The sequence below is a fragment of the Pseudomonas morbosilactucae genome (genome assembly GCF_023241715.1).
Classification (GTDB): domain Bacteria; phylum Pseudomonadota; class Gammaproteobacteria; order Pseudomonadales; family Pseudomonadaceae; genus Aquipseudomonas; species Aquipseudomonas morbosilactucae.
Window position 1 is genome coordinate 1 of the sequence record NZ_JALQCW010000010.1, and the last position, 20,119, is coordinate 20,119.

The window sequence follows — 20,119 nt, forward strand, 5'->3', positions numbered from 1 at the left end:
CAGCGCAAACCGTCGCTGTGAAGCCCGAAAACCGTGAAAGCCAGCTGAAAGGTTAGCGAAAGGTTGGCCCTTTAGAGTCGCTCCACGGACAGTCCCGACTGCCGTGGCCACCCCGAGTGGCCATTCGAAAAAACGCCTCGAAGCGTTTTCGCCAAATAAGAACAATAACGGAGTACCACTGGATGCCATCCATGCAACTCAGGCTTAGCCAGCCGCGCGTTTTTTCCCGTCTAGCCACACCGCCCTGGTCAAGTGCCGCCGCCCTCGCCGGCTTTTCGCCGTTGAGCCAGGCCGCGTTCATCGAAGACAGCACGGCCAACTTCGAAACCCGCAACATGTACTTCAACCGTGACTTCCGCGACGGCACCAGTGCCCAGCAATCCAAGCGCGACGAATGGGCCCAGGGCTTCATGCTCAACCTGCAATCGGGCTACACCGAAGGCACCGTGGGCTTCGGCGTCGATGTACTGGGCATGCTGGGGGTCAAGCTCGACTCCAGCCCGGACCGCACCGGCACCGGCCTGCTGCCCACGCACGATGATGGCCGTGCGGCAGACCAGTACTCCAAGCTCGGCCTGACCGGCAAGGTCCGGGTCTCGTCCACCGAGCTGAAGATCGGCAGCCTGATCCCCGAACTGCCGACCCTCAAACCCAACGACGGGCGCATCCTGCCGCAGACCTTCGAAGGTGGCTTGCTGACCTCCAAGGAAATCAAGAACCTGACCTTCACCGGTGGCCGCCTGAACAAGGCCAAGGACCGTGACGACAGCAACTACGAGGAGCTGCGCCTCAACAACAAGAACGGCCGCTTCGCCGACGACGTGAAGAGCGAGCATTTCGACTTCGGCGGCCTGGACTACAAGTTCACCGACAAAATCACCGGCAGCTACCACTACGCCCAGCTGGACGACGTCTACAAACAACACTTCATCGGCCTGGTAGCCTCCCAGCCCATAGGCCCCGGCACCTTCGCCAGCGACCTGCGCCTGGCCATCAGTGACGACCAGGGCCAGGCCCGTGGCGGCAAGATCGACAACAAGTCCCTCAACGGCTTGGTGAGTTATGCCCTCAATGGCCATAAACTCAGCGCCGGTTACCAGCGCATGTCCGGCGACAATGCATTCCCCTACGTGGATGGCACCGACCCGTACCTGGTCAACTTCGTGCAGATCAACGACTTCGCAGGCGCCGATGAGCGCTCCTGGCAGGCTCGCTACGACTACGACTTCGGCAAGCTCGGGGTGCCCGGCCTGAGCTTCATGACCCGCTACATCAGCGGCGACAACATCCAGCTGAAGAACGGCGACACCGGCAAAGAGTGGGAACGCAACAGCGAAATCAAATACGTGGTGCAAAACGGCACCTTCAAGGACGTCGCCCTGCGCCTGCGCAACGCCACCTACCGCTCCAACTACTCGGCTCGTGACGCGGACGAAGTGCGCTTGCTGGTGAGCTACAACGTGGACCTTTGGTAAGCAGAGACCTGGCTTCACCCTTTAGCCGTTTCGTAGAGGCTGGCTTCCAGCGAAGAGGCCCGCAGGTCCCGCACAGGACCCATGGGCCATCGCCGGCAAGCCAGCGCCTACAGATCAGGGTCGAGGATGACCCGAACAGACCAACAACAACTCCTGTGGAGACGATCATGGACTTATCACTGCGTAAACTGGCCCTCGCCGCTGGCTGCATGCTGTTTGCCGGCCAACTGCTGGCGGCTTCTTCCGCCGAGCCCAAGCGCCCGGAATGCATTGCTCCGGCCTCCCCCGGCGGCGGCTTCGACCTGACCTGCAAACTGGTGCAAAGCGCCCTGGTCAACGAAAAACTGCTGAGCAAACCAATGCGCGTCACCTACATGCCCGGCGGTGTCGGCGCGGTGGCTTACAACGCGGTGGTGGCCCAGCGCCCCGCCGATGCCGGGACCCTGGTGGCCTGGTCCAGCGGTTCGCTGCTGAACCTGGCCCAGGGCAAGTTCGGTCGTTTCGATGAAAGCGCCGTGCGCTGGCTCGCCGCTGTCGGCACCAGCTACGGCGCCATCGCGGTGAAAAACGACTCGCCCTACAAGAACCTCGACGATCTGGTCCAGGCGCTGAAAAAAGACCCGAGCAAAGTGGTGATCGGCTCCGGCGGCACCGTCGGCAGCCAGGACTGGATGCAGACCGCGCTGATCGCCAAGGCCGCCGGCATCAACCCCCGTGACCTGCGCTACGTGGCCCTGGAAGGCGGCGGTGAAATCGCCACCGCCCTGCTCGGCGGGCATATCCAGGTCGGCAGTACCGACATCTCCGACTCCATGCCGCACATCCTCGCCGGTGACATGCGCCTGCTGGCGGTGTTCTCCGAAAAGCGCCTGGACGAGCCGGAAATGAAAGACATCCCCACCGCCAAGGAACAGGGCTACGACATCGTCTGGCCGGTGGTGCGTGGTTTCTACCTCGGGCCGAAAGTCACCGACGCGGAATACGCCTGGTGGAAAGAGGCCTTCGACAAGCTGCTGGTGTCGGAAGAGTTCGCCAAGCTGCGTGACCAGCGCGAGCTGTTCCCCTTCGCCATGACCGGCCCCGAGCTGGACACCTATGTGAAAAAACAGGTCGCCGACTACAAGACCCTGGCCAAAGAGTTCGGCCTGATTCAGTAATCGCCCCTGTTCTCACAGCCCGATCCTCGCGACGAGGACCGGGCTCAGGAGTTTGCCATGCTCATTCAACGTATTTTCGCCTCGGTGCTGTTGCTGGTGTGTGTCGGCCTGGCCCTGATGGCCTGGCCGTACCAGGCGGCTTTTTCCTATGAACCGGTCGGCCCCCGCGCCTTCCCCCTGCTGATGCTCGGGCTGATGGGCCTGGCGTTGCTGTACATGGTGTTTCGTCCGGCCCCCATCAAGCACACCGAAGACGAGCCGCCCCTGGACCGCGAAACCCTGACCAAGATCGCCATCTGCGTGGTCCTGTTGCTGGTGTTTGCCGGCCTGTTCGAGCCCCTGGGCTTCATCCTCAGCAGCATGCTGATCGGCATTCCCATGGCGCGCCTGTACGGCGGTCGCTGGCTGCCCAGCGCCCTGGTCACCACCTTGATGGCCATCGGGCTGTACGTGCTCTTCGACCGGGTCATGGATGTGCCTCTGCCCCTGGGCCTGCTCGACGTTCTGGAGAACTGATATGGATACTCTTGGCTATTTGGGCCAGGGTTTCGGCGTCGCGCTGAGCCCTTACAACCTGGTCACCGCCCTCGCCGGCACCCTGATCGGCACCGTGGTCGGCCTGCTTCCGGGCCTGGGCCCGATCAACGGCGTGGCCCTGCTGATCCCCATCGCCTTCGCCCTGGGCCTGCCCCCGGAGTCGGCGTTGATCCTGCTGGCAGCGGTGTACCTGGGTTGCGAATACGGCGGCCGGATCAGCTCGATCCTGCTGAACATCCCGGGGGAAGCCTCCACCGTGATGACCACCCTCGACGGCTACCCGATGGCTCGCAAAGGCATGGCCGGCGTGGCCTTGTCGCTGTCGGCCTGGAGTTCGTTCATCGGCGCGTTCATCGCCACCTGCGGCATGGTGCTATTTGCCCCGCTGCTGGCCAAATGGGCGATCGCCTTCGGCCCGGCGGAATACTTCGTGCTGATGGTGTTTGCCATTGTCTGCCTCGGCGGCATGGCCGGCGACCGGCCGTTGAAGACCTTTATCGCCGCCCTGATCGGGCTGTTCCTGTCGGCGGTGGGCATCGACGCCAACAGCGGCGTGTACCGCTTCACCGGCGACAACATCCACCTCACCGACGGCATTCAGTTCGTGGTGCTGGTGCTGGGCCTGTTCTCCATCAGCGAAATCCTCTTGCTGCTGGAAAAGACCCATCGCGGCCAGGAAGCGGTGAAAGCCACCGGGCGCATGATGTTCAACTTCAAGGAAGCGGCCTCGGTGTTCGTGGTGAACGTGCGCTGCGGCCTGCTGGGTTTCATCATGGGTGTGCTGCCGGGCGCCGGCGCGACCCTGGCCAGTGCCGTGGCCTACATGACTGAAAAACGCATCGCAGGTGCCAGCGGCAAATTCGGCCAGGGCGACGCCCGTGGCCTGGCCGCCCCGGAAACCGCGATCGGGGCCTCCGCTTGCGGCGCGCTGGTGCCGATGCTGACCCTCGGCGTCCCGGGTTCCGGCACCACGGCGGTGATGATCGGCGCCCTGTCGCTGTACAACATCACCCCGGGCCCGCTGTTGTTCCAGCAGCAACCGGACATTGTCTGGGGCCTGATCGCCTCGTTGTTCATCGCCAACATCATGCTGGTGATCCTCAACATCCCGATGATCCGCATCTTCACCCGCATCCTGGCCGTGCCGAACTGGGCCCTGGTGCCGGTGATCGCGATCATCACCGGGATCGGCGTCTACGCGGTGCACGCCACCACCTTCGACCTGTTCCTGATGGTCGGCATCGGCATCTTCGGCTACATCCTGCGCAAGCTGGACTTCCCGCTGTCGCCGGTCCTGCTGGGCTTTATCCTCGGCGGCCTGATGGAGCAGAACCTGCGTCGCGCCCTGTCGATTTCCAACGGTGCGATGGAGATCCTCTGGTCGAGCCCGATCACCCTGGGTGTGTGGATCCTGACCATCCTCATGCTGCTCATGCCGCTGTTGCGCATCTGGCGCAAACGCTCGGCACAGCAACGCACGGTGGCCGATGTCTGAGGTCACCTTCAGACAGTGGTGGGGCACGCCCCTGGTGGGTCTGGCTGGCGGTTACCTCGCCAGCCAGGTCGGCTGGCCGCTGCCCTGGATGGTCGGCTCGTTACTGGCGATCATCCTGGTGCGCTGCCTGACCCCCTGGCAATTGGCGGAAATCCCCGGCGGCCGTAAATGCGGGCAATGGGTGGTGGGCATCGGCATCGGCCTGCACTTCACCCCGGTGGTGATGCAGCAGGTGATGAGCCACTTCGGCCTGATCTTTTTCGGGGCCCTGGTCACCAGCCTGTCCAGTGTGGTCGGGGTCTGGTTGCTGCGGCGCACCGGTGAGGATCGGGCCACTGCGTTTTTCTCCAGCATGCCGGGGGGTTCCGGCGAAATGGTCAACCTCGGCGCGCGCAATGGCGCGGTGCTCAGCCGGGTTGCCGCTGGGCAGAGCCTGCGGGTGCTGACGGTGGTGCTGTGTGTGCCGGCCGCCTTCAAGTACCTGTTGGGCGACGGCGTGCCGCAGTTGCACCCGGCCAGTGTCGACGTCTATTGGCTGGCGCTGCTGTTTCCGGCGGGTGCCCTGCTCGCCTGGATCTGGCAACGCCTGCGCCAGCCCAACCCCTGGTTGTTCGGCCCCTTGCTGGTGAGCGCCGCAGTGAGCATCGGCTGGGACCTGCACATCGGCCTGCCGGACGGTGGCAGCCAGATCGGCCAATGGCTGATCGGCAGCGGCCTGGGCTGTCACTTCAACCGCCAGTTTTTTCGCCGCGCCCCATCGTTTATGGGCCGCACCCTGATTGGCACGGCCCTGACCATGCTGATCGCCAGCCTCGCGGCCCTGGCCCTGAGCGCCCTGACCCATCTGGACCTGCGTTCACTGACCCTGGGCATGATGCCCGGCGGTATTGCGGAAATGAGCCTGACAGCCGAGACGCTGCAACTGTCGGTGCCCCTGGTGACGGCGATGCAGGTGATGCGCTTGTTGTTTGTGCTGTTTCTGGCAGAGCCGTTATTCCGCCACTGGAACCGCCAACCTTAACCCCACCGCAGGAGCCGGCTCGCCGGCGATAGCGCCCTCACCACCAACCACCCAACTCCCACCTCGCCTTGAGTTCGACCTTAAAGCGGCGGCAGGCGCCACTCGATCGGCGTCTCGCCGTTCTGCTCCAGGTACTTGTTGGTGCGGCTGAAATGCCCGCAGCCAAGAAACCCTCGATAAGCCGACAACGGCGACGGGTGCACCGAGGTCAACACCAAGTGCTTGGTGGCGTCGATCAGCTTCTGCTTGCTCTGGGCATGGGCGCCCCACAGCAGGAACACTAAATGCGGCTGATGCTCGCTGACCACTTCGATGATCCGGTCGGTAAAGAACTGCCAACCTTTGCCCGCATGGGCATTGGCGTTGGCCCGCTCCACGGTCATGGTGGTGTTGAGCATCAGCACGCCCTGGTCGGCCCAGCTTTGCAGGTAGCCGTGGTTGGGGATGTCGATGTTCAGGTCGCGCTTGAGCTCTTTATAGATGTTCACCAAGGACGGCGGCGCCGGCACCCCGGGCTGCACCGAGAAGCACAGGCCGTGGGCCTGGCCCGGGCCGTGGTACGGGTCCTGGCCGAGGATCACCACCTTGACCTTGTCCAGCGGCGTGGAGTTGAGCGCGTTGAAAATCATCGGGCCCGGCGGGTAGATCTCTTTGCCGGCAGCGTGTTCCTGGCGCAGGAACTCACGCAACTCTGTCATGTAGGGCTGGTCGAATTCGGCACGCAGTGCTTCCTTCCAGCTCGGTTCGAGTTTGATACGGTCGTCGACAGTCATGGGGGCACCCGGAAAAAACAATGGCCGCACCCTAGAAAAGCCCACCACGCTTGTCAATTGATCTGACACAGAACCGACACTTTGCCCCACAGCGATCATACTGAGCGCTCAAATTTCCGATCGAGGTCACGATGAATCTGCACTTCGAAGAACTGACCGGCACCGATGGCGCCCGTCTCGGCATCGCCAGCCTGGATGCCGAAAAGTCCCTGAATGCCCTGTCCCTACCAATGATCCAGGCCTTGAGCGAACGTCTCGACACCTGGGCCAAAGACCCGCAAGTGGTGTGTGTGCTGCTGCGCGGCAACGGTGCCAAGGCTTTTTGCGCCGGCGGTGAAGTGCGCAGCCTGGTCCAGGCCTGCCGGGCGCACCCGGGGCAGGTCCCGCCCCTGGCCGCGCAGTTCTTCGCCGACGAATATCGCCTCGACTACCGCTTGCACACCTACCCAAAACCGCTGATCGCCTGGGGCCACGGTTACGTGCTGGGCGGCGGCATGGGGCTGTTGCAGGGGGCCAATATCCGCATCGTCACCCCCAGCAGCCGGCTGGCCATGCCGGAAATCAGCATCGGTCTGTACCCGGACGTGGGCGCCAGTTGGTTCCTCTCGCGCCTGCCGGGCAAGCTCGGGCTGTTCCTCGGTTTGACCGGTGCCCATATGAACGGCCGTGACGCCCTCGACCTGGACCTCGCCGACCGCTTCTTGCTGGACGAACAACAGGAAGAATTGATCGACGGCCTGCTGCAACTCAACTGGCAGGAACAGATCCCCATGCAACTCAACAGCCTGCTCAAGGCCCTGCAGCAGGAGGCCGTCGGGCAACTGCCGCAAGCCCAATGGCTGCCGCGCCGAAGCCAGATCGACGAGTGGTTGGATGTCAGTAACGTGGCCTGCGCCTGGCGCGCCCTCAGCCAATTGAGCGGCCACAGCGATGAACTCTTCAGCCGCGCGGCGAAAACCCTCAGCGAGGGCAGCCCCCTGACCGCGCACCTGGTGTGGGAGCAGATCCGTCGGGCGCGATACCTGTCCCTGGCCGAAGTGTTCCAGATGGAATACACCCTGAGCTTGAACTGCTGCCGCCACCCGGAGTTCAGTGAAGGGGTGCGCGCGCGCCTGATCGACAAAGACCACAAGCCCCATTGGCACTGGCCGGATGTCAACAGCGTGCCCGAAGCGGTGGTTGAAGCGCACTTCCACAAGGCCTGGGAAGGTCGCCATCCATTGGCGGATTTGTCGGACTACTGACCCGGGTTTCTCTCGCCCACAAAAAAACGGCGCTCCATGCGCCGTTTTTTTACGTCTCAAACCCCGGCCGTAGCCGGATCAGCGGTTATGGTCGCCGCGACCATCGTGGCCTCGGTCCCGGTCACCGCGACCGCCATGATCACCCCGACCGCCTCCGCCATTGGGTCGGTTTTGCCCGCCGCCATTGTTCCAGTTGGGACGGTCATGGCCGCCACCGCTGCTCAAGTTGGGCCGATCACGTCCGCCGCCACCGTTGTTCCAGTTCGGCCGATCACGCCCACCGCCGCCGTTGCTCCAGTTCGGCCGGTCACGCCCGCCGCCATTCCAGTTAGGGCGATCGTGCCCACCACCGTTGTTCCAGTTCGGACGATTATGCCCACCGCCCCAGCCCGGGTTGGGCGCAGGTCGGTAGACCGTACGTGGCGCTGAATAGTAGCGCGGGGCCGGCTGGTAATAACGGGGGGCAGCCTGGTAGTAGCGCTGCGTGTAGACGGTGCTGCCCGGGCTGTAATAGGAGCCGCCGTAGTAGCTCGGTGCCGGGCTGCTGTAGATATCTGAGCTGTAATAGCTGGAACCTCCGCCGTAATAGGGGACGCAAGCAGAAAGAGTCAAACCCAGGAACGCAGTGATAAGCAGTCGACGATACATGGCGGCCTCCTGGACCGCGGATGAGCCACACCAGCGACGCTGGCGAGCGGCAGTCAGATAGGCTCTGGCTGACGAATAATCTGACCGCGAAAAGCCTATCTGGTGCGGCTTTCGCAATACATTGAAACAACTGTCCGACCGGCAACCGCCCCGCCCGCGCCAAGCAAAAAAAGCGCCGCCCAAGACACGGGCAGCGCGGGTTTGCAGGCAACGCCAGATCGATCAATGACGCCAGCGGCGGCCGCCATAACCGCCACCGTAATAGTGCGGACCATAACCTCCGTAATAGTGAGGGCGGTAATAACCAGGGCCGTAATAACCGCCGTAGTAATACGGGCGATAACCGTAGTAGTAAGGGCCCGGCACCGTATACACATCGGTGCGGTAATACCCCGGGCCGGGGTAGTAAGGTACACAGGCGCCCAGGCTCAGGCCGAGCACAGCAGCGAACAGGATTCGACGGGACATGGCGGCCTCCTGGACCGCAAGGAAGCCGCGCCAGCGACGCTGGGCGGCGTCAGCCGATCAAGCAAGGCTGACAGTCAATAAGACCGTAAAAACCCCCGACGGTGCGCCGCCACCCGGGCCTGCCGACAGAAGGACAAGGCCCTCGCAAAAACACCCTTGGCTCAACCTGATCCGAGCCAGTCAGCTCCCATTCTAGCCTCGCCACCTCGGCCCCACGCTGGTGCAGGCGCACCAACTCAACGCAAGCCGCCCTCCTTCCAGCTCGCCGCAAAAACCGCCCAGCCCCTCAAGACCGGGGGTTGAGCCGACTTGGCACGGCTCTCGCTTTATCCCAAAGGTGCAGGAGTCATCACAGCTTCGCGGCACCACAATTTGCAATGGCTGACTAGGGTTCCGGCTCGCATTCGCGAGTGGCTGGTCCGAGAGTTGGCGACCTCCAGTTGAGGTTACACGGCGGGACAAAAGCCCGGGAGACAAGCCACCGTTCACGGTGCCGCGTTGCCTTCTGTCCGCCCTTGATCAACTGGAGAACCGCCATGCCATCACGTCGTTTACCCGCCCTGTTCGCCGCCGCCTTCGCCGCCCTGGTGAGCCTCTCGTCCCACGCTGCGCCAAAAGACCACTTCAGTGTCTGCTGGACCCTCTACGCCGGCTGGATGCCCTGGGAATACGCTGGCAGCCAGGGCATCGTCGATAAATGGGCGAAGAAGTACGGGATCAAGATCGATGTCGTGCAGCTCAACGACTACGTCGAATCCATCAACCAATACACCGCCGGCCAGTTCGATGGCTGCACCATGACCAATATGGACGCCCTGACCATTCCCGCCGCCGGCGGCGTGGACAGCACCGCGCTGATCGTCAGCGATTTCTCCAATGGCAACGACGGCATCGTGCTCAAGGGCGAAGGCAAGACGGTCGCCGACCTCAAGGGCCTGGACGTCAATCTGGTGGAGCTTTCGGTGTCCCACTACCTGCTGGCTCGCGCCCTGGACTCGGTGGACCTGAGCGAAAAAGACCTGAAGGTGGTCAACACCTCCGACGCCGACATCTCGGCGGCCTTCAACACTGACCAAGTCAAGGCCGTGACCACCTGGAACCCCATGCTCTCGGACATCAAGGCCAAGCCCGGGGTGACGCAAGTCTTCAACTCCAGCCAGATCCCCGGCGAGATCATGGACATGATGGTGGTCAACAGCCAGACCCTCAAAGACAACCCCGCCCTGGGCAAGGCCCTGACCGGCGCCTGGTTCGAAGTGGTGGCGCTGATGAACGCCAAAAATGCCGCCAGCCAGGCCGCCCTGGAGCACATGGCGAAGGCCTCGGGCACCGACCTCGCCGGGTTCCAGGCACAACTGGACACCACCAAGCTGTTCGCCACGCCCCAGGAAGCCCTGGCCTTCGCCACCAGCAAGCAATTGCCGGACACCATGCGCAAGGTCGCCGAGTTCTCGTTCCAGCACGGCCTGCTGGGGGAAGGCGCCAAGGACACCAGCGCGGTGGGCATGAGTTTCGCCGGCGGGGTCAGCAGCGGCGACAAGAACAACCTCAAGCTGCGCTTCGACCCGATCTACGTGCAACTGGCCGCCGACAACCAGCTGTGAGCCCTGTCATCCCCTGGAGGACCTGGCCATGCGCCTGATCAATCGTCACCCCGATCGCCCGAGTCGCCTGTTGCTGGTGCTCCTGCCGTTCGCCCTGGTGCTGCTGGCTTACTTCATGGGGTCGACCGAGCGCCTGGCGGACAACCCCAACGACAAGCTGCTGCCCAGCGCAGTGCAGATGGTCGACGCGGTCAAGCGCCTGGGCTTCACCGCCGACCCGCGCAGCGGCGACTACCTGTTGTGGCAAGACACCGCTGCAAGCCTCAAGCGCCTGGCCGTGGGCCTGGGCATCAGCGCCCTGGCCGGCCTGTGCCTGGGCATTGCCGCCGGCACCTTGCCGTTGTTCGGTGCGCCCTTGTCGCCGTTGCTGACGGTGCTGTCGATGGTGCCGCCGTTGGCGATCCTGCCGATCCTGTTCATCGTCTTCGGCCTCGGGGAGCTGTCCAAGGTGATGCTGATCGTCATCGGCATCACCCCCTGCCTGGCCCGGGACCTGGAACAGCGGGCCCGGGAGATCCCCGTGGAACTGCTGATCAAGGCCCAGACCCTGGGCGCCTCGACCTGGACCCTGATCCTGCGGGTGGTGCTGCCGCAATTGCTGCCACGGCTGCTGATCGCCCTGCGCCTGATGCTGGGGTCGGCCTGGCTGTTCCTGATCGCCGCCGAAGCCATCGCCTCCACCGATGGCCTGGGCTACCGGATTTTCCTGGTGCGCCGCTACCTGGCCATGGACGTGATCCTGCCGTACGTGGTGTGGATCACCCTGCTCGCCTGGCTCATGGACTGGGGCCTCAAGTACCTGACCCGACGCGCATTCCCCTGGTACGAAGGGGCACGCCCATGAGCTTCATCACGGTCAACAACCTGTGGCAGCAGTACGCCGGACAAGTGGTGCTGGAACGCCTCAACCTACAGATCAACGAAGGAGAGTTCTGCACCCTGGTGGGCGCCTCGGGGTGCGGCAAGTCGACCTTCCTGCGCTTGCTGCTGGGCCAAGAACGCGCCAGCCGCGGCGAGATCCTGCTGGATGGCCAGCCCCTGCTCGGCGAGCCGGACCCCAGCCGCGGCGTGGTGTTCCAGCGCTACTCGGTATTCCCCCACCTGTCGGTGCTGGACAACGTCGCCCTGGGCCTGGAACTGCCACGCTCGCCGCTGCTCGGCCGGCTGTTCGGCAGCGCCAAGCGCGAAGCCCGGGAACAGGCCGCCACCCTGCTGCACAAGGTCGGCCTCGGCCATGCCCTGGACAAGTACCCGGCCCAACTCTCCGGTGGCATGCAACAACGCCTGGCGATTGCCCAGGCGCTGATCATGAAACCCCGGGTACTGCTGCTGGACGAACCCTTCGGCGCCCTCGACCCGGGCATCCGCAAGGACATGCACCAACTGCTCCTGGAGCTGTGGCGTGAAACCCGGCTGACGGTGTTCATGGTCACCCACGACCTGGCCGAAGGCTTCAGCCTGGGCACCCGCTTGCTGGTGTTCGACAAGGTCCGTCACGACCCCCACGCCCCAGGTGCCTATGGCGCACGCATCACCTACGACATCCCTTTGAACAGCGACCGCCGCGCACTGCGCGCCGCCGTCGACGCCCTGCCGGCAACGCTGGCAGGCACGCTGCGTATTGCTTGAGAGGACTTTAGCCATGACCGATTCGACCCTACTGTTCCCGCCCTTCGCCGAAGAAACATTGCCCGGCGGCGGCCACCGCTCCTTTGTCCTCAAGCGCGGCCAATTGCTGCGCCTGACCGACCTGCGCGGCGGCGCCAACGTCAGCCTGACCCTGCTCAATGCCCACGAGAAAACCGAACGCCTGAACCTGCCCGACAGCCTCAAGTGCCAGCACACTGCCAAACTCACCGCCGGCCACTGCCTGTACTCGGACATGGGCCGGGTGCTGGCGGCCATCACCGCCGACACCTGCGGCTGGAGCGACAGCCTCGGTGGCGTGCTGTGCGCAGAGGAAGTCGAAGAGAAGTACGGCCAGGGACGTTTCCAGGAACGGCGCAACGGTTTCTACCGTAATGGCACCGACAACTTGCTGGTGGAACTGGGCAAATGGGGCCTGGGCCTGTCCGACCTGCTGATGACCCTGAACCTGTTCAGCCGGGTCGATGTGGACGCCGACGGCGGCCTGCATTTTGTGCCCGGCAACGCCAAGGCCGGCGACTACATCGAACTCTACGCACCGATGGACACCCTGGTGGTGCTCACTGCCCTGCAGCACCCCATGGACCCCAACCCCGAATACGCCCCCCAGCCGCTCAAGCTCAGTTGGATGAACGCCGACCCCAGCGTCGCCGAGCATTGCCGCACTTCGCGCCCGGAGAACGAGCGCGGTTTCATCAACACCGACCGTCTGTTCGCCTGAGGATCGCCGCCATGTCTCTCGCCCTCGCCACTGCTGAAAAACACCCCGACACCGCAGTGTACCGCGCCACCATCCCCGCCGGCGAACCCTGGCTGATGGAAGTCAAGGCCGGTCAGACCCTGCGCATCCTCGACCTGGAAGGCAACCAGGCCGTGGACACCCTGTTCTACAGCCTGGCCAACCCCAAGGAGCGCTATGACGTGCAACGCACCCTGCGCCGGCAAAACCGGGTCTACCTGAGCACCGGCAGCGTGCTCTATTCCAACCTGGGCCGGCCGATGCTGACCCTCGTGGCCGACACCTGCGGCCAGCACGACACCCTGGGCGGGGCCTGCGCCCAGGAAAGCAACACCGTGCGCTACGCCCTGGAAAAACGCTACATGCACAGTTGCCGCGACAACTACCTGCGGGCCTGCGCCCACGATGGCCGCCTGGGCAAGGGTGACATCGGCCCCAACATCAACTTCTTCATGAACGTGCCGGTCACCGCCGACGGCGGCCTGACCTTCGAAGACGGCATTTCGGCACCTGGCAAATACGTCGACCTGCGGGCGGAAATGGACGTGATCGTGCTGATCTCCAACTGCCCGCAACTGAACAACCCCTGCAACGCCTACAACCCCACCCCTGCGGAGCTACTGGTATGGAACTGAAATTCCCGCGTCTGCGTCGCTGGTTGTTCGCCCTGTGCCAGAGCCGTTCGGGGCAGTACCTGAAGTAACCCCGGGCCTGGACTTTGCCGCCAGGGACGACCCTGGCGCCCATCGACAACTGCGGGACGGCCCGCATCCCAGGTCGAGGCGGATCCGTGATCGCCTCCAGGGGTTATGCCATGTTCGAAACTCTCTTGATCGCCAACCGCGGCGCCATTGCCTGTCGCATCCTGCGCACCCTGCGCGAACTGCAGGTCAAAGGCGTTGCCGTGTATTCCGAGGCCGATGCCGCCAGCCTGCACATTTTGCAAGCCGATGAAGCCCACAGCCTCGGCGAAGGTGCCGCGGCGGGCACTTACCTGGCGGTGGACAAGATCCTCGCCATCGCACGGGCCAGCGGCGCCACGGCGATTCACCCCGGCTACGGCTTTCTCTCGGAGAACGCGGCCTTCGCCGAAGCCTGCGAAGCTGCGGGCATCGCCTTTGTCGGGCCAACCCCCGATCAGTTGCGCGTGTTCGGCCTGAAACACACCGCCCGCGCCCTGGCCCGTGCCCAAGGCGTGCCGTTGCTCGAAGGCAGCGAGCTGCTGGACGACCTCGACGCCGCCCTGCTCGCCGCTGCGCAGGTGGGCTACCCGGTGATGCTCAAAAGCACCGCCGGCGGCGGTGGCATCGGCATGCGCGTCTGCCGCAGCGCTGCCGAGTTGAGTGAGTGCTTCGAAGGGGTCAAACGCCTGGGCCAGAACAACTTCAGCGACGCCGGGGTGTTTATCGAGCAATACATCCAGCGCGCTCGGCACCTGGAGGTCCAGGTGTTCGGCGACGGCCAGGGCCAGGTCATCGCCCTCGGCGTGCGCGACTGCTCGGTGCAACGGCGCAACCAGAAAGTCCTTGAAGAAACCCCGGCGCCCAACCTGCCCGAAGGCATGTCTGAAGCCCTGTGCGCCGCGGCCATCCAACTGGCCAAGGCGGTCAACTACCGCAGCGCTGGCACCGTGGAGTTCGTCTTCGACAGCGACACGCAACGCTTCTACTTCCTCGAAGTGAACACCCGCTTGCAAGTAGAGCACGGGGTCACGGAGCAAGTCTGGGGCGTCGACCTGGTGCGCTGGATGGTGCAATTGGCCGCTGGCGACCTGCCGCCGCTGAGCCATCTGAGCCAGACCCTTCAGGCGTCCGGCCATGCCATCCAGGCGCGCTTGTACGCCGAAGACCCGGGGCGGGATTTCCAGCCCAGCCCCGGTCTGCTGACGGCGGTTAGCTTCCCGGAGGCCGATGGCAAACAGCTGCGCATCGACACTTGGGTCGAAGCCGGCTGCGAAATCCCACCCTATTTCGACCCAATGATCGCCAAGGTCATCAGTTGGGCCCCGGACCGCGAACAGGCGCGCCAGGCACTGCATCAGGTACTGGGCGACAGCGTGCTCTATGGCGTGGAGACCAACCGCGATTACCTGCGGCAGATTCTGCTCGCGGCACCTTTCGCCAGCGGCCGGCCCTGGACCCGTTGCCTGGAAGGCCTGAGCTACCAGGCCAATACCCTGGAAGTGCTCAGCGCCGGCACCCAGACCAGCGTCCAGGACTACCCCGGGCGCCTCGGCTACTGGGCGGTCGGCGTGCCGCCTTCCGGGCCGATGGACAGCCGAGCCTTGCGTCTGGGCAACCGCCTGCTGGGCAACGAAGAGGGCGCCGCCGCCCTGGAAATCACCATGAGCGGGCCCTTGCTACGCTTCAACTGCGATGCGGTGGTGGCCGTGACCGGCGCGGTGATCCCCCTGACCTTGAACGGCGAACCGCAGCCGATGAATCGCGCGCTGCTGATTCCGGCCGGCGCCACCCTGAGCCTGGGCACCCTCGCCGGGGCTGGGGCACGCAGCTACCTGTGCCTGCGCGGCGGGCTGCAGGTACCGGATTACCTGGGCAGTAAAAGCACCTTCACCCTGGGCCAGTTCGGCGGCCATGGCGGTCGTGCCCTGCGGGCCGGGGACGTGCTGCACCTGCCGGTCCTGAACGAGCGCAGCGCCGGCCAGCAACTGGCACCGCAGCAGCTCGTCGAGTTGCCGCCCGTGCGGCAGATCCGCGTGATCTATGGCCCCCATGGCGCGCCGGAATACTTCACCGAGGGCTATATCGAAACTTTCTTCACCACCCAGTGGGAAGTGCATTTCAACTCCAGCCGCACCGGGGTGCGGCTGATCGGGCCGAAGCCGGAATGGGTGCGGGCCGACGGTGGCGAGGCCGGGCTGCACCCGTCGAATATCCATGACAACCCCTACGCGATCGGCGCCGTGGACTTTACCGGCGACATGCCGGTAATCCTCGGTCCGGATGGCCCAAGCCTGGGTGGTTTTGTCTGCCCGGTGACGGTAATCGAGGCCGACCTGTGGCAACTGGGCCAGCTCAAGGCCGGCGACAAGGTGCAGTTCTTTCCGGTCAGCCTGGAGCAGGCCCGCAACGCATGCCGGGACTGGCTGAGCGCTTCGGGCCCGCAACCTTCATTTGCGCCAGGCCCTCTCCAGGATCCGGTGGTCCTCGACCTTGGCCAGGACGATCGACGGCTGGTGGCGCGGCTGGCCGGGGACACTCACCTGCTGCTGGAAATCGGCGCACCGGAGCTGGACCTGGTGCTGCGCTTTCGCGGCCACGCCTTGATGCAAGCCCTGGAAGCCAAGGCCCTGCCCGGGGTGATCGACCTGACCCCGGGCATCCGCTCGCTGCAAGTGCACTACCGACCGGAGCAACTGCCCCTGGCCGACCTGCTGGGGATCATTGCCGGTGAATGGGATGGGGTGTGCGCCGCCCAGGACCTGCAAGTGCCGTCGCGCATCGTTCACCTGCCCTTGTCCTGGGACGACCCGGCTTGCCAATTGGCCATCGAGAAATACATGACCACGGTGCGCAAGGACGCGCCCTGGTGCCCGAGCAACCTGGAGTTCATCCGCCGCATCAACGACCTGCCCAACCTCGACGAAGTGCAGCGCACGGTGTTCGACGCCAGTTACCTGGTGATGGGCCTGGGCGACGTCTACCTCGGCGCCCCGGTGGCCACGCCGCTGGACCCGCGCCACCGCCTGGTGACCACCAAATACAACCCGGCGCGAACCTGGACCGCGGAAAACTCGGTGGGCATCGGCGGCGCCTACCTGTGCGTCTACGGCATGGAAGGCCCGGGCGGCTACCAGTTCGTCGGCCGCACCTTGCAGATGTGGAACCGCTACCGCGAGGTCGCGGCGTTCGAAGGCAAGCCCTGGTTGCTGCGCTTCTTCGACCAGATCCGTTTCTACCCGGTCTGCGCCGATGAGCTGCTGCGGATTCGGCGCGACTTTCCCCTTGGCCGTTTCGACTTGGACATCCAGCACAGCCAGCTCAAGCTGGCGGACTACCAGGCCTTTTTGCAGCAGCAGGCCGAGAGCATCGAGGCGTTTCGGCAGCAACAACAAGGCGCTTTCCAGGCCGAACGGGAACGCTGGATCGCCAGCGGCCAGGCGCACTTCGACAGCGAAGAGGCCTGCGCCCCCAGCGGCGCCGACACGCCCCTGGAACTCGGCCAATTGAGCGTCGACAGCCACCTGGCCGGCAACCTCTGGCAGGTTCAGGTGGAGACCGGTAGCCGGGTCGCGGCGGGGGATGTGCTGGTGATCCTGGAGTCGATGAAAATGGAAATCCCGTTATTGGCCCCGGTGGCCGGGGTGGTCCGCGAGGTCCGAGTGCAGCCCGGTTCAGCGGTGCAGGCCGGGCAACGGGTGGTGGTGCTGGAAGAACAACGGTAACGGCCAGCATGCCGGCGACAGGGCCCTGGAGCCCATCTTGGTGCCCCTCGGCAGGGGCTGATTTTCTGCCGAAGGCACCGCTAAATGACGCAGTTATTTCCGTGCCGTGCCACTAGAATGGCTCCCATCGGGCCACTGCCAACGGAATCGCCATGTCGCTTCGTTCTCCCCTGTATTCACAACGTTCGTTGGTTATCTCCCTGGTTGCCCTGCTGGGCTGCGGCTTCCTTGCCACGTCGCTGCTCAGCTACTACGCCTCCCGTACTTCGATCCGCGACAACATCGTCAACACCGAACTGCCGCTGACGTCCGACACGGTGTATTCGGAAATCCAGAAAGACCTGGTCCGCCCGATCCTGATCTCCTCGATGATGGCCCGCGACACCTTTATGCGGGACTGGGTCGTGGCCGGCGAACGCGACCCGATGCAAATGACCCGCTACCTCAACGAGGTCATGACCCACTACAACGCCTACACCGCGTTCTTCGTTTCCAACACCAGCCTGACCTACTACCAGGCCAAGGGCGTGCTGAAAAAGATCAAGGCCGATGAGCCCCGGGACGCCTGGTACTTCCGGGTTCGCGACATGACCGCGCCCTACGAGATCAACGTCGACCCGGACCTGGCCAACCAGGACAACCTGACCTTTTTCATCAACTACAAGGTCTACGACTACCAGAACAACTTCATCGGTGCCGCCGGCGTGGGCCTGACGGTGGACGCCGTGATCAAGCTGATCGACAAGTATCAGCAGCGCTACCAGCGCAGTGTGTATTTCGTCGACACCTTCGGTCGCCTGGTGCTCACCGGTGCCGAAGGTGGCCCCGGCGGGGCCCGCAGCGGCCAGTCGCTGAGCGAGCTGCCAAGCATGCAGGAACTGCACGCCAAGCTGCCCAAGCCCCACAGTGGCAGCTACGAATACTCGGCCCAGGGCCAGGGGCACTTCCTCAATGTGCGCTTTATTCCCGAGCTGAACTGGTACCTGTTCGTCGACAAGCGCGAAGACGGCGCCCTCAGCGAAATCCGCCAGTCGCTGTACCTCAACCTGCTGATCTGCCTGCTGGTGACCCTGGTGGTGATCGCCTTGCTGGCCCGCGTGGTGCGCCGTTACCAACGCAAGATTGAAGCCCAGGCGACCCTCGACAGCCTCACCGGGCTGCCCAACCGCCGCGGCTTCGACCTGCTGGCGGCCCAGGCCATACACGAGGCCGTACGCGAGCCCAAGCCCCTCAGCGCCCTGCTGCTGGACCTGGACCACTTCAAGCGCCTGAACGACACCTACGGTCACCTGGCCGGCGACCAAGTGCTGACCGGTTTCGCCCGGGACCTGGAGAGCTGCCTGCGCCAGTCGGACATTGTCTGCCGCTGGGGCGGGGAAGAATTCATCATCTTGCTCAAGGACACCGACAGCGCCACGGCCCTGAAAATTGCCGAGAAGATCCGCCTGCTGACCGAACAACGGCACTATGAGTACGAAGGGCAGTCCCTGCACCTGACCGTCAGCATCGGCTTGACCACCCTGCAAGCCGACGACACGCTGCACAACCTGCTGTCACGCGCCGACAAGGCGATGTACCGTGCCAAACAGACCGGCCGTAACCGCACCTGCGTGGAAATGCCTCACTCCAGCTATGAATAAACCCGACCTCTGCCCCGCCTGTGGTGCCCGCAACGACTGCACCCTGGCCGACCCTCGCCGCGCCAGCCAGGCCTGCTGGTGCTACAGCGTGAGCATCGACCCGGCCGTGCTCGAAGCACTGCCTGCGGCGCTGCGCGACCTGGCCTGCCTGTGCCCGCGCTGCGCCCAGGTCGAGGCACAGTTGCAGGCAGCGGCCAAGCCGATCCCGTAAGATGCGCGCCCCTTCCAAATACCGTCGACTGCCATGCGAGTAGACCGTTTCTTCAGCAACCTGCCGCGCTTCAACCGACAACAGGTGCGCCTGCTGCTGGTACAGGGGCGGATCAGGATCGATGGGCAGGTCGTCAGGGACAGCCGCGCCGACGTCACGGAGTTCAGCCGGGTCGAACTCGACGCCGAGCTGCTGCAGGAGGGCAAGCGCGCCCGCTACTTCATGCTGCACAAACCCCAGGGGTGCGTCAGCGCCACCCAGGACCCCGAACACGCCACGGTGCTGGACCTGATCCACGAGCCGGACAAACACGAGCTGCACATTGCCGGGCGCCTGGACTACAACACCACCGGGCTGATGCTGATCACCAACGACGGCCAGTGGTCCCGGCGCCTGACCCAGCCGCAGACCAAACTGCCCAAGCTCTACTACGTGGAAACCGAACAGCCGCTGGGCCCGGAGTACATCAGCACCTTCGCCCAGGGCCTGTACTTTGCCTACGAAGACCTGACCACCCTGCCCGCCGAGCTGGAAATCCTCGGCCCACGCTGCGCGCGGCTGAGCATCGTTGAAGGGCGCTATCACCAGGTCAAGCGCATGTTCGGCCACTTCGACAACAAGGTGCTGCGCCTGCATCGTGAGCGCATGGGCCCGTTGCTGCTGGACGCGAACCTGCAACCGGGCGAGTACCGGGCATTGACCGACGGCGAAATCCGCCAAGTCTGAAACTGCCGCGACTGCGCACGTCGCAGGGGCCAGAAATGACCATTGGGCAGAACCTGCCGAACAATTTGTCCAAGGCACTTGCAGGTTGGTCGCAGCCCTGCTTGAATCAGACCGTCGGCCAAAATGTGACCGATGAGTCACCACCATACTTCTAAGAAACTTTTTGCCGGCAGTGAGCCCTCAGGCTCCGCATTCCCGCCAGCAGATCGCCCGCCTATAACAACACCCGTCGACCTGCCTTATCGGATCGACATGGGCTCCCAGATTCCAGGCGTATGCCTACCTGTCACAAAGCCCGTGCACACTCAGTTGCGCGCATACCCGCTTGC

17 protein-coding genes, 1 pseudogene and 1 riboswitch are annotated in these 20,119 nt (G+C 64.3%); of the genes and pseudogenes, 15 read left to right on the forward strand and 3 right to left on the reverse strand.

What is annotated here, in order from left to right:
• Positions 1 to 182: 182 nt before the first annotated feature.
• From M1B34_RS05970 to M1B34_RS05990, 5 genes are all read left to right on the forward strand, one after another.
• Positions 183 to 1,475, forward strand: a complete 1,293-nt coding sequence (locus M1B34_RS05970; protein ID WP_425273495.1) for an OprD family porin — start codon at positions 183 to 185, stop codon at positions 1,473 to 1,475.
• A 167-nt stretch (positions 1,476 to 1,642) separates the two neighbouring features.
• Positions 1,643 to 2,632 carry a Bug family tripartite tricarboxylate transporter substrate binding protein gene (locus M1B34_RS05975; protein WP_268264655.1) on the forward strand — a complete coding sequence of 330 codons (990 nt, stop codon included), beginning with the start codon at positions 1,643 to 1,645 and terminating at the stop codon, positions 2,630 to 2,632.
• A gap of 57 nt (positions 2,633 to 2,689) precedes the next feature.
• The gene (locus M1B34_RS05980; protein WP_268264656.1) at positions 2,690 to 3,148 is read left to right on the forward strand and encodes a tripartite tricarboxylate transporter TctB family protein; all 459 of its coding nucleotides are present in this window, start codon (positions 2,690 to 2,692) and stop codon (positions 3,146 to 3,148) included.
• Position 3,149: 1 nt separating this feature from the next.
• Positions 3,150 to 4,664, forward strand: coding sequence for a tripartite tricarboxylate transporter permease (locus M1B34_RS05985; protein ID WP_123336313.1), 1,515 nt, complete (start codon positions 3,150 to 3,152; stop codon positions 4,662 to 4,664).
• Positions 4,657 to 5,685: an AbrB family transcriptional regulator gene (locus tag M1B34_RS05990; protein WP_268264657.1), complete on the forward strand. Its 1,029-nt coding sequence runs from the start codon at positions 4,657 to 4,659 to the stop codon at positions 5,683 to 5,685. Before M1B34_RS05985 ends, M1B34_RS05990 begins: the two co-directional genes overlap by 8 nt.
• Positions 5,686 to 5,765: 80 nt before the next feature.
• Here M1B34_RS05990 and ung read toward each other — a convergent pair whose 3' ends face one another.
• Positions 5,766 to 6,458: a uracil-DNA glycosylase gene (ung, locus tag M1B34_RS05995; RefSeq protein WP_123337503.1), complete on the reverse strand. Its 693-nt coding sequence runs from the start codon at positions 6,456 to 6,458 to the stop codon at positions 5,766 to 5,768.
• Between the two features lie 131 nt (positions 6,459 to 6,589).
• On the opposite strand from ung, the gene M1B34_RS06000 reads away from it, so the two are divergent.
• Positions 6,590 to 7,702 (forward strand): enoyl-CoA hydratase/isomerase family protein, encoded by a 1,113-nt coding sequence (locus tag M1B34_RS06000; protein WP_268264658.1) that lies wholly within the window; start codon positions 6,590 to 6,592, stop codon positions 7,700 to 7,702.
• 273 nt (positions 7,703 to 7,975) lie between these two features.
• Here M1B34_RS06000 and M1B34_RS33980 read toward each other — a convergent pair.
• Both M1B34_RS33980 and M1B34_RS06010 read right to left on the reverse strand, forming a co-directional pair.
• Positions 7,976 to 8,350, reverse strand: a pseudogene (locus tag M1B34_RS33980) (hypothetical protein); the annotation flags it as partial.
• Between the two features lie 222 nt (positions 8,351 to 8,572).
• Positions 8,573 to 8,818 carry a hypothetical protein gene (locus M1B34_RS06010; protein WP_268264659.1) on the reverse strand — a complete coding sequence of 82 codons (246 nt, stop codon included), beginning with the start codon at positions 8,816 to 8,818 and terminating at the stop codon, positions 8,573 to 8,575.
• 374 nt (positions 8,819 to 9,192) lie between these two features.
• Positions 9,193 to 9,293: riboswitch (guanidine-I (ykkC/yxkD leader) on the forward strand.
• Between the two features lie 61 nt (positions 9,294 to 9,354).
• On the opposite strand from M1B34_RS06010, the gene M1B34_RS06015 reads away from it, so the two are divergent.
• The 9 genes from M1B34_RS06015 to M1B34_RS06055 all read left to right on the forward strand — a co-directional run bounded on the left by M1B34_RS06015 (position 9,355) and on the right by M1B34_RS06055 (position 19,790).
• Positions 9,355 to 10,422 carry a putative urea ABC transporter substrate-binding protein gene (locus M1B34_RS06015; protein WP_268263253.1) on the forward strand — a complete coding sequence of 356 codons (1,068 nt, stop codon included), beginning with the start codon at positions 9,355 to 9,357 and terminating at the stop codon, positions 10,420 to 10,422.
• 28 nt (positions 10,423 to 10,450) lie between these two features.
• A complete protein-coding gene (locus tag M1B34_RS06020; RefSeq protein WP_268264660.1) occupies positions 10,451 to 11,266 on the forward strand; it encodes an ABC transporter permease in 816 nt (271 codons plus the stop codon).
• Positions 11,263 to 12,051, forward strand: a complete 789-nt coding sequence (locus tag M1B34_RS06025; RefSeq protein ID WP_268263255.1) for an ABC transporter ATP-binding protein — start codon at positions 11,263 to 11,265, stop codon at positions 12,049 to 12,051. Before M1B34_RS06020 ends, M1B34_RS06025 begins: the two co-directional genes overlap by 4 nt.
• Before the next feature lie 13 nt (positions 12,052 to 12,064).
• On the forward strand, positions 12,065 to 12,790 hold the full coding sequence (locus tag M1B34_RS06030; RefSeq protein WP_268264661.1) for an urea amidolyase associated protein UAAP1: 726 nt from the start codon (positions 12,065 to 12,067) through the stop codon (positions 12,788 to 12,790).
• Positions 12,791 to 12,801: 11 nt separating this feature from the next.
• On the forward strand, positions 12,802 to 13,443 hold the full coding sequence (locus tag M1B34_RS06035) for an urea amidolyase associated protein UAAP2 (protein WP_268263257.1): 642 nt from the start codon (positions 12,802 to 12,804) through the stop codon (positions 13,441 to 13,443).
• Positions 13,444 to 13,622: 179 nt separating this feature from the next.
• A complete protein-coding gene (gene uca / locus M1B34_RS06040) occupies positions 13,623 to 17,213 on the forward strand; it encodes an urea carboxylase (protein ID WP_268264662.1) in 3,591 nt (1,196 codons plus the stop codon).
• Between the two features lie 152 nt (positions 17,214 to 17,365).
• A complete protein-coding gene (locus M1B34_RS06045; RefSeq protein ID WP_123336335.1) occupies positions 17,366 to 18,853 on the forward strand; it encodes a sensor domain-containing diguanylate cyclase in 1,488 nt (495 codons plus the stop codon).
• Positions 18,846 to 19,064, forward strand: a complete 219-nt coding sequence (locus tag M1B34_RS06050; protein ID WP_268264663.1) for a cysteine-rich CWC family protein — start codon at positions 18,846 to 18,848, stop codon at positions 19,062 to 19,064. The genes M1B34_RS06045 and M1B34_RS06050 overlap by 8 nt, the downstream gene beginning before the upstream one ends.
• A gap of 33 nt (positions 19,065 to 19,097) precedes the next feature.
• The gene (locus tag M1B34_RS06055) at positions 19,098 to 19,790 is read left to right on the forward strand and encodes a 16S rRNA pseudouridine(516) synthase (protein WP_268264664.1); all 693 of its coding nucleotides are present in this window, start codon (positions 19,098 to 19,100) and stop codon (positions 19,788 to 19,790) included.
• Positions 19,791 to 20,119 lie beyond the last annotated feature (329 nt).

What these genes read in the sequence shown, in the direction of transcription:
- M1B34_RS05970 (WP_425273495.1), top strand. Translation starts at nt 183, where the DNA reads ATGCCATCCATGCAACTCAGGCTTAGCCAGCCGCGCGTTTTTTCCCGT.
- M1B34_RS05975 (WP_268264655.1), top strand. Translation starts at nt 1,643, where the DNA reads ATGGACTTATCACTGCGTAAACTGGCCCTCGCCGCTGGCTGCATGCTG.
- M1B34_RS05980 (WP_268264656.1), top strand. Translation starts at nt 2,690, where the DNA reads ATGCTCATTCAACGTATTTTCGCCTCGGTGCTGTTGCTGGTGTGTGTC.
- M1B34_RS05985 (WP_123336313.1), top strand. Translation starts at nt 3,150, where the DNA reads ATGGATACTCTTGGCTATTTGGGCCAGGGTTTCGGCGTCGCGCTGAGC.
- M1B34_RS05990 (WP_268264657.1), top strand. Translation starts at nt 4,657, where the DNA reads ATGTCTGAGGTCACCTTCAGACAGTGGTGGGGCACGCCCCTGGTGGGT.
- ung (WP_123337503.1), bottom strand. Translation starts at nt 6,458, where the DNA reads ATGACTGTCGACGACCGTATCAAACTCGAACCGAGCTGGAAGGAAGCA.
- M1B34_RS06000 (WP_268264658.1), top strand. Translation starts at nt 6,590, where the DNA reads ATGAATCTGCACTTCGAAGAACTGACCGGCACCGATGGCGCCCGTCTC.
- M1B34_RS06010 (WP_268264659.1), bottom strand. Translation starts at nt 8,818, where the DNA reads ATGTCCCGTCGAATCCTGTTCGCTGCTGTGCTCGGCCTGAGCCTGGGC.
- M1B34_RS06015 (WP_268263253.1), top strand. Translation starts at nt 9,355, where the DNA reads ATGCCATCACGTCGTTTACCCGCCCTGTTCGCCGCCGCCTTCGCCGCC.
- M1B34_RS06020 (WP_268264660.1), top strand. Translation starts at nt 10,451, where the DNA reads ATGCGCCTGATCAATCGTCACCCCGATCGCCCGAGTCGCCTGTTGCTG.
- M1B34_RS06025 (WP_268263255.1), top strand. Translation starts at nt 11,263, where the DNA reads ATGAGCTTCATCACGGTCAACAACCTGTGGCAGCAGTACGCCGGACAA.
- M1B34_RS06030 (WP_268264661.1), top strand. Translation starts at nt 12,065, where the DNA reads ATGACCGATTCGACCCTACTGTTCCCGCCCTTCGCCGAAGAAACATTG.
- M1B34_RS06035 (WP_268263257.1), top strand. Translation starts at nt 12,802, where the DNA reads ATGTCTCTCGCCCTCGCCACTGCTGAAAAACACCCCGACACCGCAGTG.
- uca (WP_268264662.1), top strand. Translation starts at nt 13,623, where the DNA reads ATGTTCGAAACTCTCTTGATCGCCAACCGCGGCGCCATTGCCTGTCGC.
- M1B34_RS06045 (WP_123336335.1), top strand. Translation starts at nt 17,366, where the DNA reads ATGTCGCTTCGTTCTCCCCTGTATTCACAACGTTCGTTGGTTATCTCC.
- M1B34_RS06050 (WP_268264663.1), top strand. Translation starts at nt 18,846, where the DNA reads ATGAATAAACCCGACCTCTGCCCCGCCTGTGGTGCCCGCAACGACTGC.
- M1B34_RS06055 (WP_268264664.1), top strand. Translation starts at nt 19,098, where the DNA reads ATGCGAGTAGACCGTTTCTTCAGCAACCTGCCGCGCTTCAACCGACAA.